Below are 15586 nucleotides of genomic sequence, written 5' to 3'. Positions count from 1 at the left end.
ATGTACATTCTAAAGCGTGAGCAACGTCATCTCCATGTCCGGCGTGACCAAACGGTTCGGCCGGACGACCGCACTGGACGGCCTCGACCTTGAGGTCAGGGCCGGTGAGGTGCATGGCTACCTGGGCCCGAACGGCGCAGGCAAGTCCACCACCATCCGCGTCCTTCTCGGGCTGCTGCGCGCCGACGCGGGCAGCTCTTCCATGCTCGGTGGCGACCCGTGGAAGGACGCCGTCGAGCTGCACCGCCGCCTGGCCTATGTGCCCGGCGACGTCACCCTCTGGCCGGGGCTGTCCGGCGGCGAGGTCATCGACCTGCTGGGACGGCTGCGCGGCGGCCTGGACCCCCGGCGCAGGGCCGAGCTGATCGAGCGCTTCGAGCTGGACCCGCGCAAGAAAGGCCGCGCCTACTCCAAGGGCAACAGGCAGAAGGTCGCCCTGGTGGCCGCGCTGGCCTCCGACGTCGAGCTGTTCCTGCTGGATGAGCCGACCTCCGGGCTCGACCCGCTCATGGAAGCGGTCTTCACCCAGTGCGTCGGCGAACTACGCGCGCAGGGCCGTACGATCCTGCTGTCCAGCCACATCCTGGCCGAGGTCGAGAAGTTGTGCGACCGGGTGAGTATCATCCGCGACGGCCGCATAGTCGAGACCGGCACCCTCGCCGAGCTGCGCCACCTGACCAGGACCACCATCACCGCGGAGCTGGCCGGGTCGCCCAACGGCCTGCACGGCGTGCACGACCTTCGTATCGACGGCAACCGGGTGACCTTCCAGGTGACGACCGACGAGCTCGACGCGGCGTTGCGCCAGCTGACCAGCGTGGGCGTGCGCACGCTGACCAGCCAGCCGCCGACGCTGGAAGAGCTGTTCATGCGCCACTACGCCCGGGTGGACAGCTGATGACGGGCACGCGAGCGCTGGTCCGGCTGATTCTGCGCCGCGACCGCGTGATCCTGCCGATCTGGGTGCTCCTGCTGGCGATCATGCCCGTCACCCAGATCTCCGCCATCGGCGGGCTCTATTCCACCGACGCCGAGCTGCAGGCCTTCGCCGCCTCCATGCGTGCCACTCCGGCCTTCTTCGCCCTGTACGGCCCGCTGCTGGACTGGCACGTGGCGGCGCTGGGCGTGTGGCGCGCCGGATTCGTTCCGGTGATCCTCGGCCTGGCCAGCCTGCTCACGGTAATCCGGCACACCCGGGCAGAAGAGGAGAGCGGACGCCGCGAGCTGCTTGGCTCCACCGTGCTCGGCCGCCACGCCCCGCTGTCCGCCGCCCTCATCGTCGTCGCGTCGGCCAACGTGATCGCCGGCCTGATCGTGGCAGGCTCCCTCGCCGGGACGTATCCGGTAGCCGGCGCACTGGCGGCCGGGCTCGACTACGCCCTGGTCGGCATCGCCTTCGCCGCGATCGGCGCGGTGGCCGCCCAGCTCACCGAGAGCGCCTCCGGGGCTCGGGTGATCGGCCTCTCCGCTCTCGGGCTGGCGTTTCTGCTGCGGATGGCCGGTGACACCACCGACGCCTCCTGGCTGTCGTGGCTGTCGCCCATCGCCTGGGGGCAAAAACTGCGCCCCTTCGCCGACGAGGAATGGTGGCCGCTGGCTCTGTTCGCCGCCTTCATCGCCGTGACCTGCTACGCCGCCTACGCGCTGGCTGCCCGGCGCGACGTCGCGGCCGGCCTGCTACCGCCCAGGCCGGGTCCAGCGCAGGCCGCGCCCAGCCTGGCCGGCCCGCTCGCGCTGGCCTGGCGCCTGCACCGCGGGCTGCTGCTGGCCTGGTGCGCGGGCTTCGCCGTCTTCGGCGCGGTGATCGGCAGCGCCGCCGACGCCGCCTCCTCCGCATTGCGGCAAAACGCCCAGATCACGGAGATGCTCAACAGGCTCGGCGGCGGAACCGACCCGGCCGACCTGTTCATCGCCGTGCTGATCGGCATCTTCGGCATCGCCGTGTCCGGCTACGCCATCCAGGCCGCGCTGCGGCTGCGCACCGAGGAGAGCCTCGCCCGCGCCGAGCCGCTGCTGGCCACCGCGGTCAGCCGCGTCGGCTGGGCGGCCGGCCACACGCTGTTCGCCATGCTCGGCCCGGCGGTGGTCCTCGCCGTGACCGGCCTGGCCGTCGGTCTGTCGTACGGCGCAGCCTCAGGAGACATAGCCGCCCACCTGCCTGCCACGCTGGGCGCGGCTCTCGCTCAGCTCCCCGCGGTATGGACCTTCTCCGGACTGGCCCTCGCCCTGTTCGGCCTGCTGCCCCGCCTGGCCGCCGCGGCATGGGCGGTCCTGGCGCTGTTCCTGCTCTTCGGCCAGGTGGGCGCGCTACTGGAGCTGCCCCAGGTGCTGCTGGACCTGTCACCCTTCAGCCACCTGCCCACACTGCCGGGCGGCGAGGTCTCGGCGACCCCGCTGGTGGCTATGACCGCGATCGCCGCGGCGCTGGCCATCGTCGGCTTGTACGGCTTCCGCCGCCGCGACGTCGGCTAAGCGTGTTCTTTAACCTCGGGCCTCGAATGGTTTTCGGGGGGTGCGGGTGGCCTCGGTGACTGAGACACCGTCGTCGACCAGGCAGCGCAGCGTCGCCGGTTCGGCGGACCCCCGCAAGTGAACCGCGCCGGGTTTCGTGGAGACTCTGATGTACCCCGAGTTCGGTGGAGTCGGCTTGGTTGACTCTCATGCCAGCTGGGCGTTCGGGTAAAGCATCTCGTACTCGATGGGGGTGAGCATCCCCAGGGCACTGTGTCGTCGCTGCCGGTTGTGGAAGATCTCCAAGTACTCGAAGATCGCATTCGCCAGTTCGATACGGGTCTTCCACCGCTTGCGGTTGAGTAACTCGGTCTGCATCCGTCCCCAGAACGACTCGATGACTGCATTGTCGAAGCAGTCGCCGATCGACCCCATCGATGGAACCAGACCGGAATCGTGGGCACGGCGGGTGAAGGCCCAGGAGGTGAACTGCACCCCGTGATCGGAGTGAATCAGCGTGCCTGCCGCCGGCCTGCGGTTATGGATGGACATGCCGAGTGCGTTGGTGACCAGGGTGGCGGTCTGGCCGGCATCGATGGACCAGCCCGCCACCCGGCGGGAGTAGACGTCCAAGACGACGCGGCAGTAGACCTTGCCTTCGCGGGTGGGGTGCTCGGTGATGTCGTGACCCACAGCTCGTTGGGGGCGTCTCGGGCTTCTGCCTGGCGGGTATGAGACGTCCGGCAAAGACCTTCATCAGCTCGGATTCGCCGCCTCGTTAGCCCCTACCCGGCTGGCGCGGTCGCCGTAGGTGAGGGAGAAGGCGGGCCGCCGCGATCGGCGCGCTTGCCCGGTACCGAATCAAGGCATATAGTACCGCTCGTGATACCCATCCACGACTCGTCGATGGCAGTGTCGGTCGGAGCTGCCAGAGCACAACCCACACCGACGACGGAACCGTTCTGGTCCGCCGCGCGCGACGGCAGGCTTGACATCCAGCGGTGTGACTCTTGCGCGACCGCCGTGTTCTACCCGCGGGTTTCGTGCGTCGGGTGCGGCGCTCGGGAGTTGACGTGGGTAACTGCGAGCGGGCGAGCCACGCTGAGCAGCTTCGTCATCGTTCATCTGCCTGCTCCGGGGTTCGAGGACGCCGTTCCGTATGTTTTGGCGATCGTCCGGCTCGTCGAAGGTCCGTCGATGATGACCAACATCGTTGGCGTCGAACCGCGGCCAGAGAACCTGCGGGTGGACATGGAGCTGGAAGTCCGGTTCGAGCAGCGCGCTGGTCGCGTCTTGCCCGTCTTCGCTCCGGCCGGGGGTGTCCATTGAGGAGGTCGCTCGCCGCGATCACCGGGGCCGCCGAGACCGACCTGGGGCGGCTGGACGACCGCTCTGAACTGGACCTGCATGTGGAGGCGGCGCTTCTCGCGCTCGCTGACGCGGGACTGAGTCTGGCGGACGTCGACGGCGTCACCAGCGCTGTCCACAACCCGGTGGAGGTGGCACATGCCCTCGGAGTCGAGCCCACCTGGTTTGACGGCACGACCGTCGGGGGCACGTCGTTCCTCGTCCACGTTCGTCACGCTGCGGACGCCATCGCTGCGGGCCATGCGAATGTGGTGCTCGTCCTCCATGGTGAGTCCCGCCGGTCGACGGTCGGCCGCCACCCGCGGCCGATCCCGGCCGACGGCATGATGGGACAGTTTGAGCTCCCCTACGGCGTCTACGGCCCGCCAACCATGTTCACTCTGCCGTATATGCGGTACGCGCATGAGACCGGCACGACCGTCGAGCAGTTGGCCGCGGTGCCGGCGATTCAGAGCGAATGGGCTGACGGTAACCCGCGCGCAGCACGTCCGACCCGGGTGTCTGTCGATGACGTCCTCGCCTCCCAGCCCATCGCCTGGCCGTTCACCAAGCTCATGTGCTGCATGGTCAGCGATGGTGGAGGTGCACTCGTGGTCACGGCCGCGGACCGAGCGAAGGACGGCAGGCGACCCCCGGTCTACCTCTGGGGTGCCGGTGAGGCCGGTCAGAGTCCTCTGGTGTCCCAGATGCCCGACCTGACGAGGGCAGAGACGTTCGAGCGCTCGTCGACAGCGGCCTTCAGAGAGGCGGGTATCGCCGTCTCCGACATCGACCACCTGATGATCTACGACGCCTTCGCTCATGTGCCGCTCTACGGACTCGAAGCGCTGGGAGTTGTCGGCAGGGGAGAGGCGGGCGCCTTTATTGCCGATGGCAACACCCGCCCCGGCGGTTGGATGCCCCTCAACACCAATGGCGGCGGCCTGCGGTACACCCATACCGGCATGTACGGAATGTTCGCGATCCAGGAGTCCGTTCGTCAGCTCCGCGGTGAGGCCTTCGTCCAGCTGGAGGACGTCGAGATCAGTGTCGTACAGGGAGTGGGCCACTTCTTCTCCGAGGCTGCGACGCTGGTCTTGTCGAATCAGGAGCCGATGTGACCACCTCGACCGATGCCGGAGCGCGGGAGGCCCGCGGGTTCTACGAGATCGCCGCCGCCGATCCCCAGCGCGCTGCGATCCACGTCGACGGTGCCGTGGTCATGTACGGCGACCTGCTCGGCCGGGTCAACCAGTGGTCGCACCTGCTGTCGGGGCCCCGGGGCGTGTCGCGAGGCGGAACGATCGCCGTGGTGCTGCCCAACAGCCTCGACTTCGTCGTGGCCCAACTCGCGGTCGAGCAGACCGGCCTTCGCATGGTGCCGGTCAACTGGCACCTGACCGCTGCGGAGATCGCCTATCTCCTCGACGACTCCGGCTCCGGCCTGGTGATCACCGATCCGCAGCATGCACATGTCGTGGGGGAGGCGGCGGCCGAGGTCGGCATCGCCGGCGACGCCCTCCTCCTCACCGGTCAGCCGGACACCGGGATCGCCCTCGAGGCGCTGCTCGCCGAGCAGCCGGTGGCGACGCCATCAGGGAGGCACGCCGGATCCATGCTGTTCTACAGCTCGGGGACCAGCGGTCGCCCCAAGGGCGTCAGACGCCCCTTCCCAACCAGCACACCGGATGAGGCCGCCGACGCCCGGTCCCGCCAGCGCTCGGCCCAGTTCGGGATGGGTGAGGAACACCAAGTGCATCTCGCCGTCGCGCCGCTCTACCACCCGGGCCCGAACCTCAACGCTCTCAGTGCGCTGCACCTGGGTCAGGAGCTGGTTCTCCGGCCGCGTTTCGACCCACGGGAGATGCTCGAACTCATCGACGCTCACCGGGTGACGAGCACCTTCATGGTGCCGGTGATGTTCCACCGGATGCTCGAGCTCCCCGAAGCGGATCGTGCCCGGTTCGACGGGTCCTCGCTCGAGGTCGTCATGCACGCCGGAGCGCCCTGTCCCGTCGAGGTCAAGCACAAGATGATCCGCTGGTGGGGCCCCGTCCTCACGGAGTACTACGGATGCACCGAGTTCGGTATGGCCACCTTGGTGACCTCGCAGGTCTGGCTGGACAAGCCAGGCTCGGTTGGTCGCGCCGCCGACGGGATCTCGCTGCAGATCCGCGACGACCACGGGGTGAGCCTGCCGCCCGGTGAGATCGGGACCATCTGGGTCCGGGGCGGCTACGAGTTCGCCTACAGTGGCGCGGCCGTGAGTGTGGCCAGCGACCAAGAAGGCCCCGCCGACGGCTTCCGGACCGCCGGCGACGTCGGGTACCTCGACGAGGACGACTTCCTGTACGTCGGCGACCGGCGGGCGGACCTAATCCTTTCCGGGGGCGTCAACATATACCCGGCCGAGGTCGAGGCTGCCCTGGTCACCGAGCCCACGGTCGCGGACGCCGTCGTCGTCGGTGTCCCGGACACCGAGTGGGGTCAGCGAGTGGTCGCTGTCGTCGAGCTCAAGCCCGGCGAAGAGGCCGGAGAGGAAGCCGTCGAGCGGCTCCGCCGCCACCTGGCCCCCCGTCTCGCACGCTTCAAGAGCCCGCGCGAGTACCGGTTTGTCGACTCGGTCCACAGAACGTCCCTGGGGAAGGTCAACAGGACTCGGATCCTGGACGAGGTCCTTCTCCCGACGACCGCGAAGGCACGACCCGCCAGTGACGCGGCCGTCCTCACCCGCCGTGTGCTGTGCCGCGGCGGCAGCCGCACTGATCGAGAGGAACCTAGGTGAGCAACAAATCCCCGGTGTACGTGGTCACCGGCGGGGCCGGTGGCCTCGGAGGCGCCACTGCCCGACGATTGGCGGATCGCGGCGCGACGGTCGTCGTGACCGACATCGTCGCCGTCGACGAAACCGCCGCGAGGGCACGGTGGGGAGAAGGCATCACCTTCGTGCAGGGTGACGTCTGCTCCGAGACGGACCTCGCCGGCGTCTTCGACATCGCTGCCGACCGCGGGCCGCTGCGTGGGCTTGTCCACTGCCCCGGCAAGGGATTTCCCCGTCGGATCGTCGACCGCGACGGAATCCCCTTCCCCCTCGACCAGTTCGAGAACGCCCTGCGGCTGAACCTGGTGGGGACGTTCAACGCATTGCGTCTCGCCGCAGCGCACATGGCCGGCAACCAACCGGACGAGGGCGAGCGCGGCTCCGTCGTCATGACGGCATCGGTCGCAGCCTGGGACGGACAGGTGGGCCAGATCGCGTACGCCGCTGCGAAGTCGGGCGTCGTCGGCATGACCCTGTGTGCGGCGCGCGACCTGTCCGACCTGGGCATCCGGGTCAACACGATCGCACCCGGAATCTTCGACACGCCGCTGCTGGCCCGATTCGGCGCCGAGGTTCGTGACCGGCTCGCGGCCACGGTCACCTTCCCCCGACGTCTCGGGGACCCGGAGGAGTACGCGTCGCTAGCCGACGAGCTCCTGCACAACCGATACCTCAACGGCGAGGTCATCCGGCTCGACGGCGCGATCAGGATGGCTGCCCGGTGACTGGGGCCACCGACTCCGTCCTCTTCGAGGAGGCGGACGGCGTCGCGACGATCACGCTCAACCGCCCGGAGGTGCGCAACGCTGTCGACGCGGCGATGGCGCAAGCCCTTGCCGAAATCGTCGACCACCTCAACGAGCGCAGCGACCTTCGGGTCGCCATCCTCACCGGGGCAGGGGGGAGCTTCTGCTCGGGCATGGACCTCAAGGCGTTTGTGCGCGGTGAGCGGTCCTCCATCCCCGGTCGTGGGTTCGCGGGATTCACGGCTCGACCGCCCGCGATCCCGGTGATCGCCGCCGTTGAGGGTGCTGCCGTCGCCGGCGGATGTGAGCTCGTCCTCGCGTGCGATCTGGTGGTTGCGGGGCAGTCGGCGAGGTTCGGCGTACCCGAGGTCAAGCGGGGCCTGGTCGCCGTGGGCGGAGCGCTCCTCAAGCTTCCCGCGCGGATCCCTTACCAGATCGCCATGGAGTGGATCCTGACCGGCGACATGGTCGGCGCCTCCCGCGCGCACGACGTCGGTCTCGTCAACGCCATGGCGCCGGACGGAGATGCACTCGCGGCAGCGCGGGCGATGGCGGACCGGATCGCCTCCAACGGGCCCCTGGCACTGCGAGCAAGCAAGGAGATCGTCATGACCTCGCCCTCATGGCGCCACGACGAGGCGTACGACCGCCAGCTGGAAGTCGCCCGACCTGTCATGGAGTCGGCGGACGCTCGTGAAGGGGCGCTCGCCTTCGCCGAGAAGCGCCGACCGGTCTGGAGCGGCCGATGAACAGCGGGCCTCTCAACGGTGTGCGGGTGGTCGAGCTCGGCGGGATCGGCCCGGCGCCTTTCGCCTGCATGATGCTCGCGGACCTGGGCGCCGACGTGATCCGGATCGATCGCCCCGGAGCAGAGCTCCACCCGGTCCTCCACCGCAGCCGGCGGTCCATCGCGCTGGACCTGAAGTCCGAGCAGGGACGCACGGTCGCACTGCGGATGATCGAGGCCAGCGACATCGTCATCGAAGGCTTCCGTCCGGGTGTCGCCGAGCGCCTCGGCATCGGCCCGAGCGACGTCCATCGCGCCCATCAGTGGGTGGTCTACGGTCGGATGACCGGCTGGGGGCAGGACGGACCGTGGGCGCAGCTGCCAGGGCACGACATCAACTACATCGCCCTGACCGGAGCGCTTCATGCCATCGGCCCGGCCGGCGGCGACCCCATCGTCCCGTTGAACCTGATCGGCGACTTCGGCGGGGGCGGCATGCTCCTCGCCTATGGCGTGCTCGCCGCCCTCGTCAGTGCTCGCACGACCGGTCGCGGCCAGGTGGTCGACGCGGCGATGATCGACGGATCGGCTGCACTCATGGCGATGCTGCACGGCTACCTCGTCGAAGGTCGATGGGTGGACCAGCGCGGGGTCAACCACCTCGACGGGGCGGCGCCGTACTACCGCACCTACCAATGCAGCGACGGTCGGCATGTCGCCGTCGGCTGTATCGAGCCCCAGTTCTACGCCGCCCTCCTGGACGGACTGGAACTCTCCGATGATCCGGCGTTCTCCAACCAGGAGGACCGCGACCGGTGGCCGGTGATGATCGAGCGGTTGCAGGAGAAATTCGCCTCACGATCCCGCGACGAGTGGGCAGATGTGTTCGCGACGAGCTCGGCGTGCGTCACGCCCGTCCTGTCGATGAACGAGGCACCGCTGCACCCGCACCACGCCTATCGACAAACCTACGTGGCTCTCGGCAGTGGCCACATGCCTCGGCCGGTTCCACGATTCGACCGGACCCCCGCAGGCGACCCTCGGCCGGTGCCGATCGTCGGTAGCGACGGCGCGGCGCTCCTTGCCGAACTCGGCATGGACCAGCGCGAGGTGCAGCGTCACGTCGACGCCGGAGCCGTCGTGCTGCCGTCCGGGCTCGAGGACCGGTCGTGAGGGCGGCAGGAGGGCTCGGGTCCGTCCAGGAGGTGGTCTACCGGCACCTGTTCGACGGGATGACGATCGCGGTCGGAGGTTTCGGCCTCTGCGGCAACCCGTTCGACCTGATCGAGGCGGTACGCGACTCAGGAGTGAAGGATCTGACGATCGTCTCCAACAACATGGGTGTGGATGGCAAGGGCCTCGGTGTTCTGCTGGAGGGCCGGCAGGTGCGCAAGGTGGTGGCGTCGTACGTCGGCGAGAACCAGTTGTTCGCCCAGCAGTACCTCGACGGGGATCTCGAGGTCGAGTTCACCCCGCAGGGCACGCTCGCGGAGCGACTTCGGGCCGGCGGCGCCGGTATCCCTGCCTTCTACACCCCGACCGGTGCGCATACCTCGGTCGCCGAGGGTAAGCCCACGATGGAGATTGACGGCCGCATCTACCTTCTCGAGCGCGCGATCGTCGCCGATCTCTCACTGGTCCGGGCGCAGAGCGCGGATCGGGCGGGTAACTTGACCTACCGCCGGACCGCCCGCAACTTCAACCCTGTCGTCGCCACGGCGGGACGGGTCACGATCGCGGAGGCCGAGCAGCTCCTCCCGGGGTTCATCGACCCTGACGCCGTGGAGACACCGGGCATCTACGTGGACGAGGTGGTCGTCGCCTCGCCCCGGAAGAAGGAGATCGAGCAGCGCACGACGAGGGGAGTGGCGCATGTGGACGCGTGAGGAGATGGCAGGTGTCGCGGCCCGGGAGCTGGTCGACGGCTCCTATGTCAATCTCGGCATCGGGATCCCCACGCTGGTCGCCAACCACGTGCCCGCGGGCATGCGAGTCACGCTGCAGAGCGAGAACGGCATGCTGGGCATGGGGGAGTTCCCCGTCGAGGGCGAGGAGGACGCCGACCTGATCAACGCCGGGAAGCAGACGGTCACGATCAACCCGGGTGGGAGCTTCTTCGGCTCCGACCAGTCCTTCGCGATGATCCGGGGCGGCCATGTCGACCTCGCGATCCTTGGCGCGATGCAGGTCTCCGAGCTCGGCGACCTGGCCAACTGGACCATTCCGGGCGTGCTGGTGAAGGGGATGGGCGGTGCGATGGATCTCGTCGTCGGCGCGAAGCGCGTCGTGGTCGTCACCGACCACACCGCCAAGGACGGCCGTTCGAAGGTCGTGAGGTCGTGCGACCTCCCGTTGACCGGGCGGCGTGTCGTGGACCGCATCATCACCAACCTCGCAGTGTTCGATGTGACGGACCAGGGACTTGATCTGGTCGAGCTCGCCCCGGACGTCACGCTCGAGGAGGTACTCGACCGCACGGCATGCGATTTCGCCGATGGTCGTAATCGGCAGGACGAGCTCAGGAGGAGCGCACGGTGACCAACCACACCATCTACCAAGGTGCCCAGGTTCTGGTAGGAGACCCACGCGCAGGCTCCTTCCAGGACGTCGACGTCGAGGTCGTCGAGGGACGTATCGCGCGCCTCGGCAGAGACCTGGAGGCCGAAGGCGCCGAAGTCGTCGACGCTGGCTGGGCCTGGATCATCCCAGGATTCGTCGACGCCCATCAGCACATGTGGCAGGCCACGATGCGCGGCCTGACGGCCGACTTCACCCTCGCCGACTACGTCTGGGTCATCCGCCGGAATCACTCCGCAATCCATCGTGCGGCGGACGTCTACAACGGCACGCTCGGAGCCGCCGTCGGACTGCTCGACTCGGGTACGACGTGCTCGGTCGACTACAACCATTGCATCGTCACGCCGGACCATGCCGACGCCGGTCTTGAGGCGTTCATCGAGTCGGGCATCCGCGGCGTGTGGTGCTACGGCCTGTACGACCAGCCGGCGACGACGAGGACGTTCACGAGTGTGGAGCAGCGGATCGCCGACGCCCACCGGGTGCGCAACACCCGATCCAGCGACCTCGAAGACCGGGTCAGGTTCGGCATCGCGCCGACGGAGATGAGTCTGGTCGGCATCGATCAGGTCGCCCGCGAGATGCAGGTGGGCCGAGACCTCGACTGCCTCATCCACACCCACACCAACGCTCGCTGGCGGCCGGGCTACCCCTCGGAAATCCAGCAGCTCGCCCAGGCCGGTCTGTTGTGGTCGCACCAGCTGCACTCCCACTGCAACACCGCCGACACCGCAGACCTGGCTCTCCTCGCAGAGTTCGGGTGCAAGGTCTCCTCTACGCCGGAGACCGAGCTCGGCATGGGGATGGGGTACCCGATCGCCGCGGTGGCGGACCGCGCTGGTGTCGCGGCCGGGCTCGGTACCGACATCCAGTCCAACAACTCACCCGACATGTTCACCGCGATGCGGTTGATGCTGTCCGGCGAGCGCGCGCGGAGCAACCAGAAGGCCCTCGAGGAGGTCGGCATTTACGAGATGGAGGGGCTTCAGCTCAAGGCAGCGGACGTGATGCACTACGCGACGCTCGGTGGTGCCATCGGCCTGGGCCTGGAGTCGGAGTGTGGGTCGATCGAGGTGGGCAAGGCAGCGGACCTCGTGCTCGTCGACCGCCGCGGACCCAGGCTCAACCCGTCGCTTGACCCGCTCTCGACCATCGTGATGAACGCGACCATCGCCGACGTGGACACCGTGGTCGTCGGCGGAGAGGTCGTCAAGTGCGGCGGACGGATGCGTGCCGACCTGCTCGAGAAGGCGACGCGTGGTCTCCAGGAGTCCGGCGCCTACATCCGAGAGCAGTCCCAGGCCTACGGCGGGCTCGTGCCGCCCAAGCCGGACTGGTGGGGCGCGGACACGGCCGGGTCCGGCGCACCCACCACCAAGGCATGAGCAGAGGGAGGGCACGCGCATGCGCTGGGTGACCTGCGAACTCGAGGGCGAGGAGCGCGTCGGGCTCATCGTCGGGGACGACGTCCACCTGCACGACAGGGGGCCCAGCCTGCTCGAGGTGATCGACGGCGGCCAGATGGCAGAGGTCGCCGCGCGCCTGCGGCGGTCGCCGTCCGACGTACTGCCGCTCGAGAAGTGCCACCTCGTCTCGCCGCTACCTCGGCCGCCTTCGGTCCGCGACGCTGTTGGGTTCCTCGACCATGTCCGGGGCTGCCGCCGTGCCTACGGTCGGGATCCTCATCTGGAGGAGGTGTGGCACCAGGTGCCGGCGTTCTACTTCGGGAACCCGTCCTCCATCCTCGGGCCCTACGACGAGGTGCCGATGGCACCCGGCTCGCGCTGGTTCGACTTCGAGCTCGAGGTCGGTGCCGTCATCGGTAGGACGGGTCGCGACCTCGGCCTGCGTGCCGCGCAGGAGGCCATCGTCGGCTACACCCTGTTCTGCGACTGGACGGCGCGCGACCTGCAGCGGCTCGACACGGCGATGGGAATCGGCCAGGGGAAGGGCAAGGACTCGGGTCTGACCCTGGGTCCGTGGCTGGTCACCGCCGAGGAGATCGCGGGCTCGGTGCGCGACGGCGCGCTGGACCTGGAGATCTGGGCGTCGGTGAACGGACAGGAGATCGCTCGGGGGACGCTCGCCGGCATGGACTGGACGTTCGCCGAGATCGTCTCCTATGTCTCGCGGGGGACTGATCTGCGCCCCGGTGACGTCATCGGCTCCGGCACCCTGCCCGGCGGGTGTCTGCTGGAGCACCTCACGGGGGATCCCGACACATTCGATCGTTGGCTGAGGCCGGGGGACGTGGTCTCCCTGGGGGGCGACCTCCTGGGGCGGACGGAGCAGAGAGTCGTTCCCGGTGTCCCGGTCCACCGTCTGCCGTCCGGATTCTAAAGGAGCTGGTGAATGTGGTCGAGTACACACGTGGGCTGCACCGTGTGGGCGAGGACGTCTGGGCGTGGCTGCTGCCCGATGGTGGGTGGGGTTGGAGCAACGCGGGACTGGTCCGAGGGGAGGGGGAGTCCTTCCTCATCGACACGCTCTTCGACCTGGAGCTGACCGGGGAGATGCTCGAGGCGATGACTTCGGTGACCGATGAACACCCGATTAGTGCTGCGCTGAACACCCACGCGAACGGAGACCATTGCTTCGGCAACCAGTTGCTGGGACCCGAGGTGACGATCCATGCGACGGCTGACACCGAGCACGAGATGCGACACGGTACGACCCCCGAGCGGCTGGCCGGTCTGGTGGCGGGCGATCACGAGCCGCTCCTGTCGGAGTTCTTTCAGCACTGCTTCGGCGCGTTCGCCTTCGACGGGATCATCCTGCGCGGCCCCGACACGACATTCGACGAGGTACGCACCGTCGACGTCGGGGGACGTCTGGTCGAGCTTCGCCGGCTGGGGCCGGCACACACATACGGCGATGCGGTCGCCTTCGTCCCCGACTGCGGGGTTCTCTTCACCGGCGACCTGCTGTTCAACGATGGTACGCCGATCATGTGGGCAGACTCCATATCGAGCTGGATCGCCGCATGCGACCACATGATCGAGCTGGGGCCTGAGGTCGTCGTCCCCGGACACGGGGCCGTGACCGATGTCGACGGCATCCTCACGATGCGCGACTACCTGGCGGTGGTTCGCGACGGGGTCGACACCTCGCTGGCAGCGGGCCGCTCCTGGCGCGAAGCCGTCGAGCGTCTCGATCTCGGGCCCTACGCGCGTTGGCCGCAGGCGGAGCGGGTGGTGGTCACCGTCTACAACGCCTACCGGGGTGCCCGCCTTGAAACGCCGGCCTCCCAGGCGACCGAGCTGTTCGCGGAGATGGCGCGGTGGAGACAGCGCCACCAGGGCAAGTGATCAACCTGGCGACGCGGCGACGACGCTGCGCTGGTATCCTCCTCGCCAGGAAAGTACCGCCGTGCGCTCGTGTCGGCCGCCCGGCGTCCACCGTGGGATCAAGGTGCTGAATGAGCGATGTGAGACCGAACCTGCTCTCAGCCCGGCAGGCCGACGTCCTCAATGCGCTTCAGGAGGTTTTCCTCGCCGAGGGCTTCCGCCACCTCACAATCGGTGACATGGCGGGGCTGGCGCACACCTCGCGTCGCACGCTCTACCAGCTCGGCCAGAGCAAGGAGGAGGTCGTGGTCGGCGTCATCGACCGATTCTTCAACGGCATGGGTAAGGACGCGTTGCGGCGGGCGCAAGACGCCGCCAGGGTCCACGATCAGATCGAGGCCTACCTGTCGGCGTCGGTCGAACGCAATCGGCGCGCCAGCCGCCAGTTCATCCACGACGTCGAGAACTACGCACCGACCCGGCACGTCTACGACCGGCACCAGGAGATCGCTATCCGCGAGCTCGAGAGCATCGTCCGCAAGGCGATGCAGAGGGGCGAGGTGACCGAAGGGACACCCGCCCTGTGGGCGGAGATGCTCGGTGCCGTGATTCGGCGCTTGCGAGACCCCGAGGTCCTCGATCGGGTCGGCGCCTCACGCGGCGACGCACTGGAGCTGTTCGGGCACTTCTGCCGTCGCGGACTGGCCTGAACACTGCGTCCCTGACGCCGTACCGCGCAGCTCCTGGTGCTGCCGCGTGCCCTTAATCCGTCGTCTGATCGGCTCCTGCGACGAACGGTGGCCAGGCGTGCCCGAAACCCGCTGCCGATGCGTGCGGAGCGCGTGGCGACAGGGTTGACGTGGTACCAGAATCGTTCCTACGATACCGCTCACAGTACCTCACTGTGGGTCACATCACGTTGATAGGGCTGGACGTAGTCGGCACAGGGATGTGCCGAAGAGCTCGATCGAGTTACTCGGATGAATCGATCGACCTGCCACAAGACGGCACGGTTACAGGACCCGCGGCCGCAAGAATCGAGGAGATGGGATGAAGAGAACTCGTATTGCGGCGCTGTGTGCGCCGCTCCTGGCGCTGGCTCTGGCCGGGTGCGGGGGGTCCTCGAGCGACTCTGCCGGGTCGACGAGCACCAACGTGATCGACGAGGCGAAGGCTGCCACAGCGGCGGCGTTCGCGGGCACCGACCGTGCGCTGCCTGCCGCCGGGCCCCCAGCGCAGGAGGACAAGACCGTGTGGGCGCTCGCCTGCAGCACCCAGGCAGCGGGCTGCGTACTCCCCGCCGAGGGCTTCGTGGCGGCCTCGGAAGCCCTGGGTTGGGACGTCAAGCTCGTAGACGGCAAGGCCGATCCAGCGGTCTACAACGCTCAACTGCGCGCAGCAGCCGCCGCATCGGTGGATGCGGTCGCACTGTTCGGCGTCGACTGCTCGATGGTGAAGGCCTCGATCGAGCACGTGCAGGGCGTGGGCGTGAAGGTCTTCGGCGGCAACGCACTCGACTGCGACGACAAGTTCAGCGGCGGCGGAAAGCCGCTGTTCGACGAATACCTGCGGTTCAACGACGACCTGATCTCGTACGAGGACTACATGAGCACTTTCGTCGGCCCGACGA

At 68.3% G+C, this 15586-nt stretch carries 15 protein-coding genes and 1 pseudogene; 15 read left to right on the top strand and 1 reads right to left on the bottom strand.

The genetic code is table 11. The features are described 5' to 3' along the window. The first annotated feature begins 16 nt into the window (after nucleotides 1-16). The gene (locus ABT130_RS22245) at nucleotides 17-898 is read left to right on the top strand and encodes an ABC transporter ATP-binding protein (protein ID WP_350957967.1); all 882 of its coding nucleotides are present in this window, start codon (nucleotides 17-19) and stop codon (nucleotides 896-898) included. Beyond that, the gene (locus ABT130_RS22240) at nucleotides 898-2472 is read left to right on the top strand and encodes an ABC transporter permease (protein WP_350957964.1); all 1575 of its coding nucleotides are present in this window, start codon (nucleotides 898-900) and stop codon (nucleotides 2470-2472) included. Before ABT130_RS22245 ends, ABT130_RS22240 begins: the two co-directional genes overlap by 1 nt. Nucleotides 2473-2658: 186 nt before the next feature. Here ABT130_RS22240 and ABT130_RS22235 read toward each other — a convergent pair. After that, nucleotides 2659-3164, bottom strand: a pseudogene (locus tag ABT130_RS22235) (IS3 family transposase); the annotation flags it as partial. Between the two features lie 169 nt (nucleotides 3165-3333). On the opposite strand from ABT130_RS22235, the gene ABT130_RS22230 reads away from it, so the two are divergent. The 13 genes from ABT130_RS22230 to ABT130_RS22170 all read left to right on the top strand — a co-directional run. Next, nucleotides 3334-3780, top strand: coding sequence for a Zn-ribbon domain-containing OB-fold protein (locus ABT130_RS22230; RefSeq protein WP_350957962.1), 447 nt, complete (start codon nucleotides 3334-3336; stop codon nucleotides 3778-3780). Beyond that, nucleotides 3777-4919, top strand: a complete 1143-nt coding sequence (locus tag ABT130_RS22225; RefSeq protein ID WP_350957959.1) for a thiolase C-terminal domain-containing protein — start codon at nucleotides 3777-3779, stop codon at nucleotides 4917-4919. Before ABT130_RS22230 ends, ABT130_RS22225 begins: the two co-directional genes overlap by 4 nt. After that, entirely contained in the window at nucleotides 4916-6583 is a 1668-nt protein-coding gene (locus tag ABT130_RS22220; RefSeq protein ID WP_350957957.1) for an AMP-binding protein, read from the top strand. The genes ABT130_RS22225 and ABT130_RS22220 overlap by 4 nt, the downstream gene beginning before the upstream one ends. Before the next feature lie 14 nt (nucleotides 6584-6597). Continuing rightward, the gene (locus ABT130_RS22215; RefSeq protein WP_350957954.1) at nucleotides 6598-7344 is read left to right on the top strand and encodes an SDR family NAD(P)-dependent oxidoreductase; all 747 of its coding nucleotides are present in this window, start codon (nucleotides 6598-6600) and stop codon (nucleotides 7342-7344) included. Then, complete coding sequence (locus ABT130_RS22210) at nucleotides 7341-8114, top strand: crotonase/enoyl-CoA hydratase family protein (protein ID WP_350957951.1); 774 nt, start codon at nucleotides 7341-7343, stop codon at nucleotides 8112-8114. The genes ABT130_RS22215 and ABT130_RS22210 overlap by 4 nt, the downstream gene beginning before the upstream one ends. Next, on the top strand, nucleotides 8111-9265 hold the full coding sequence (locus tag ABT130_RS22205; RefSeq protein ID WP_350957949.1) for a CaiB/BaiF CoA transferase family protein: 1155 nt from the start codon (nucleotides 8111-8113) through the stop codon (nucleotides 9263-9265). Before ABT130_RS22210 ends, ABT130_RS22205 begins: the two co-directional genes overlap by 4 nt. After that, nucleotides 9262-9978: a CoA transferase subunit A gene (locus tag ABT130_RS22200; protein ID WP_350957947.1), complete on the top strand. Its 717-nt coding sequence runs from the start codon at nucleotides 9262-9264 to the stop codon at nucleotides 9976-9978. The genes ABT130_RS22205 and ABT130_RS22200 overlap by 4 nt, the downstream gene beginning before the upstream one ends. Further along, nucleotides 9965-10630: a 3-oxoacid CoA-transferase subunit B gene (locus tag ABT130_RS22195; protein ID WP_350957945.1), complete on the top strand. Its 666-nt coding sequence runs from the start codon at nucleotides 9965-9967 to the stop codon at nucleotides 10628-10630. Before ABT130_RS22200 ends, ABT130_RS22195 begins: the two co-directional genes overlap by 14 nt. Further along, nucleotides 10627-12054, top strand: coding sequence for an amidohydrolase family protein (locus ABT130_RS22190; RefSeq protein ID WP_350957942.1), 1428 nt, complete (start codon nucleotides 10627-10629; stop codon nucleotides 12052-12054). The genes ABT130_RS22195 and ABT130_RS22190 overlap by 4 nt, the downstream gene beginning before the upstream one ends. A 19-nt stretch (nucleotides 12055-12073) precedes the next feature. Then, on the top strand, nucleotides 12074-13009 hold the full coding sequence (locus ABT130_RS22185; RefSeq protein WP_350957939.1) for a fumarylacetoacetate hydrolase family protein: 936 nt from the start codon (nucleotides 12074-12076) through the stop codon (nucleotides 13007-13009). A gap of 14 nt (nucleotides 13010-13023) precedes the next feature. After that, complete coding sequence (locus ABT130_RS22180) at nucleotides 13024-13977, top strand: MBL fold metallo-hydrolase (protein ID WP_350957936.1); 954 nt, start codon at nucleotides 13024-13026, stop codon at nucleotides 13975-13977. A gap of 110 nt (nucleotides 13978-14087) precedes the next feature. Further along, nucleotides 14088-14666, top strand: coding sequence for a TetR/AcrR family transcriptional regulator (locus ABT130_RS22175; RefSeq protein ID WP_350957933.1), 579 nt, complete (start codon nucleotides 14088-14090; stop codon nucleotides 14664-14666). Between the two features lie 340 nt (nucleotides 14667-15006). Beyond that, nucleotides 15007-15586 (top strand): hypothetical protein (locus ABT130_RS22170; RefSeq protein WP_350957930.1); only part of this gene is annotated, 580 nt, incomplete at its 3' end.

The sequence above is a fragment of the Streptosporangium sp. NPDC001681 genome, from assembly GCF_040298085.1.
Taxonomy (GTDB): domain Bacteria; phylum Actinomycetota; class Actinomycetes; order Streptosporangiales; family Streptosporangiaceae; genus Streptosporangium.
Note: the sequence above shows the minus strand (reverse complement) of the source record. Positions and strands in the feature narration are given on the sequence as shown.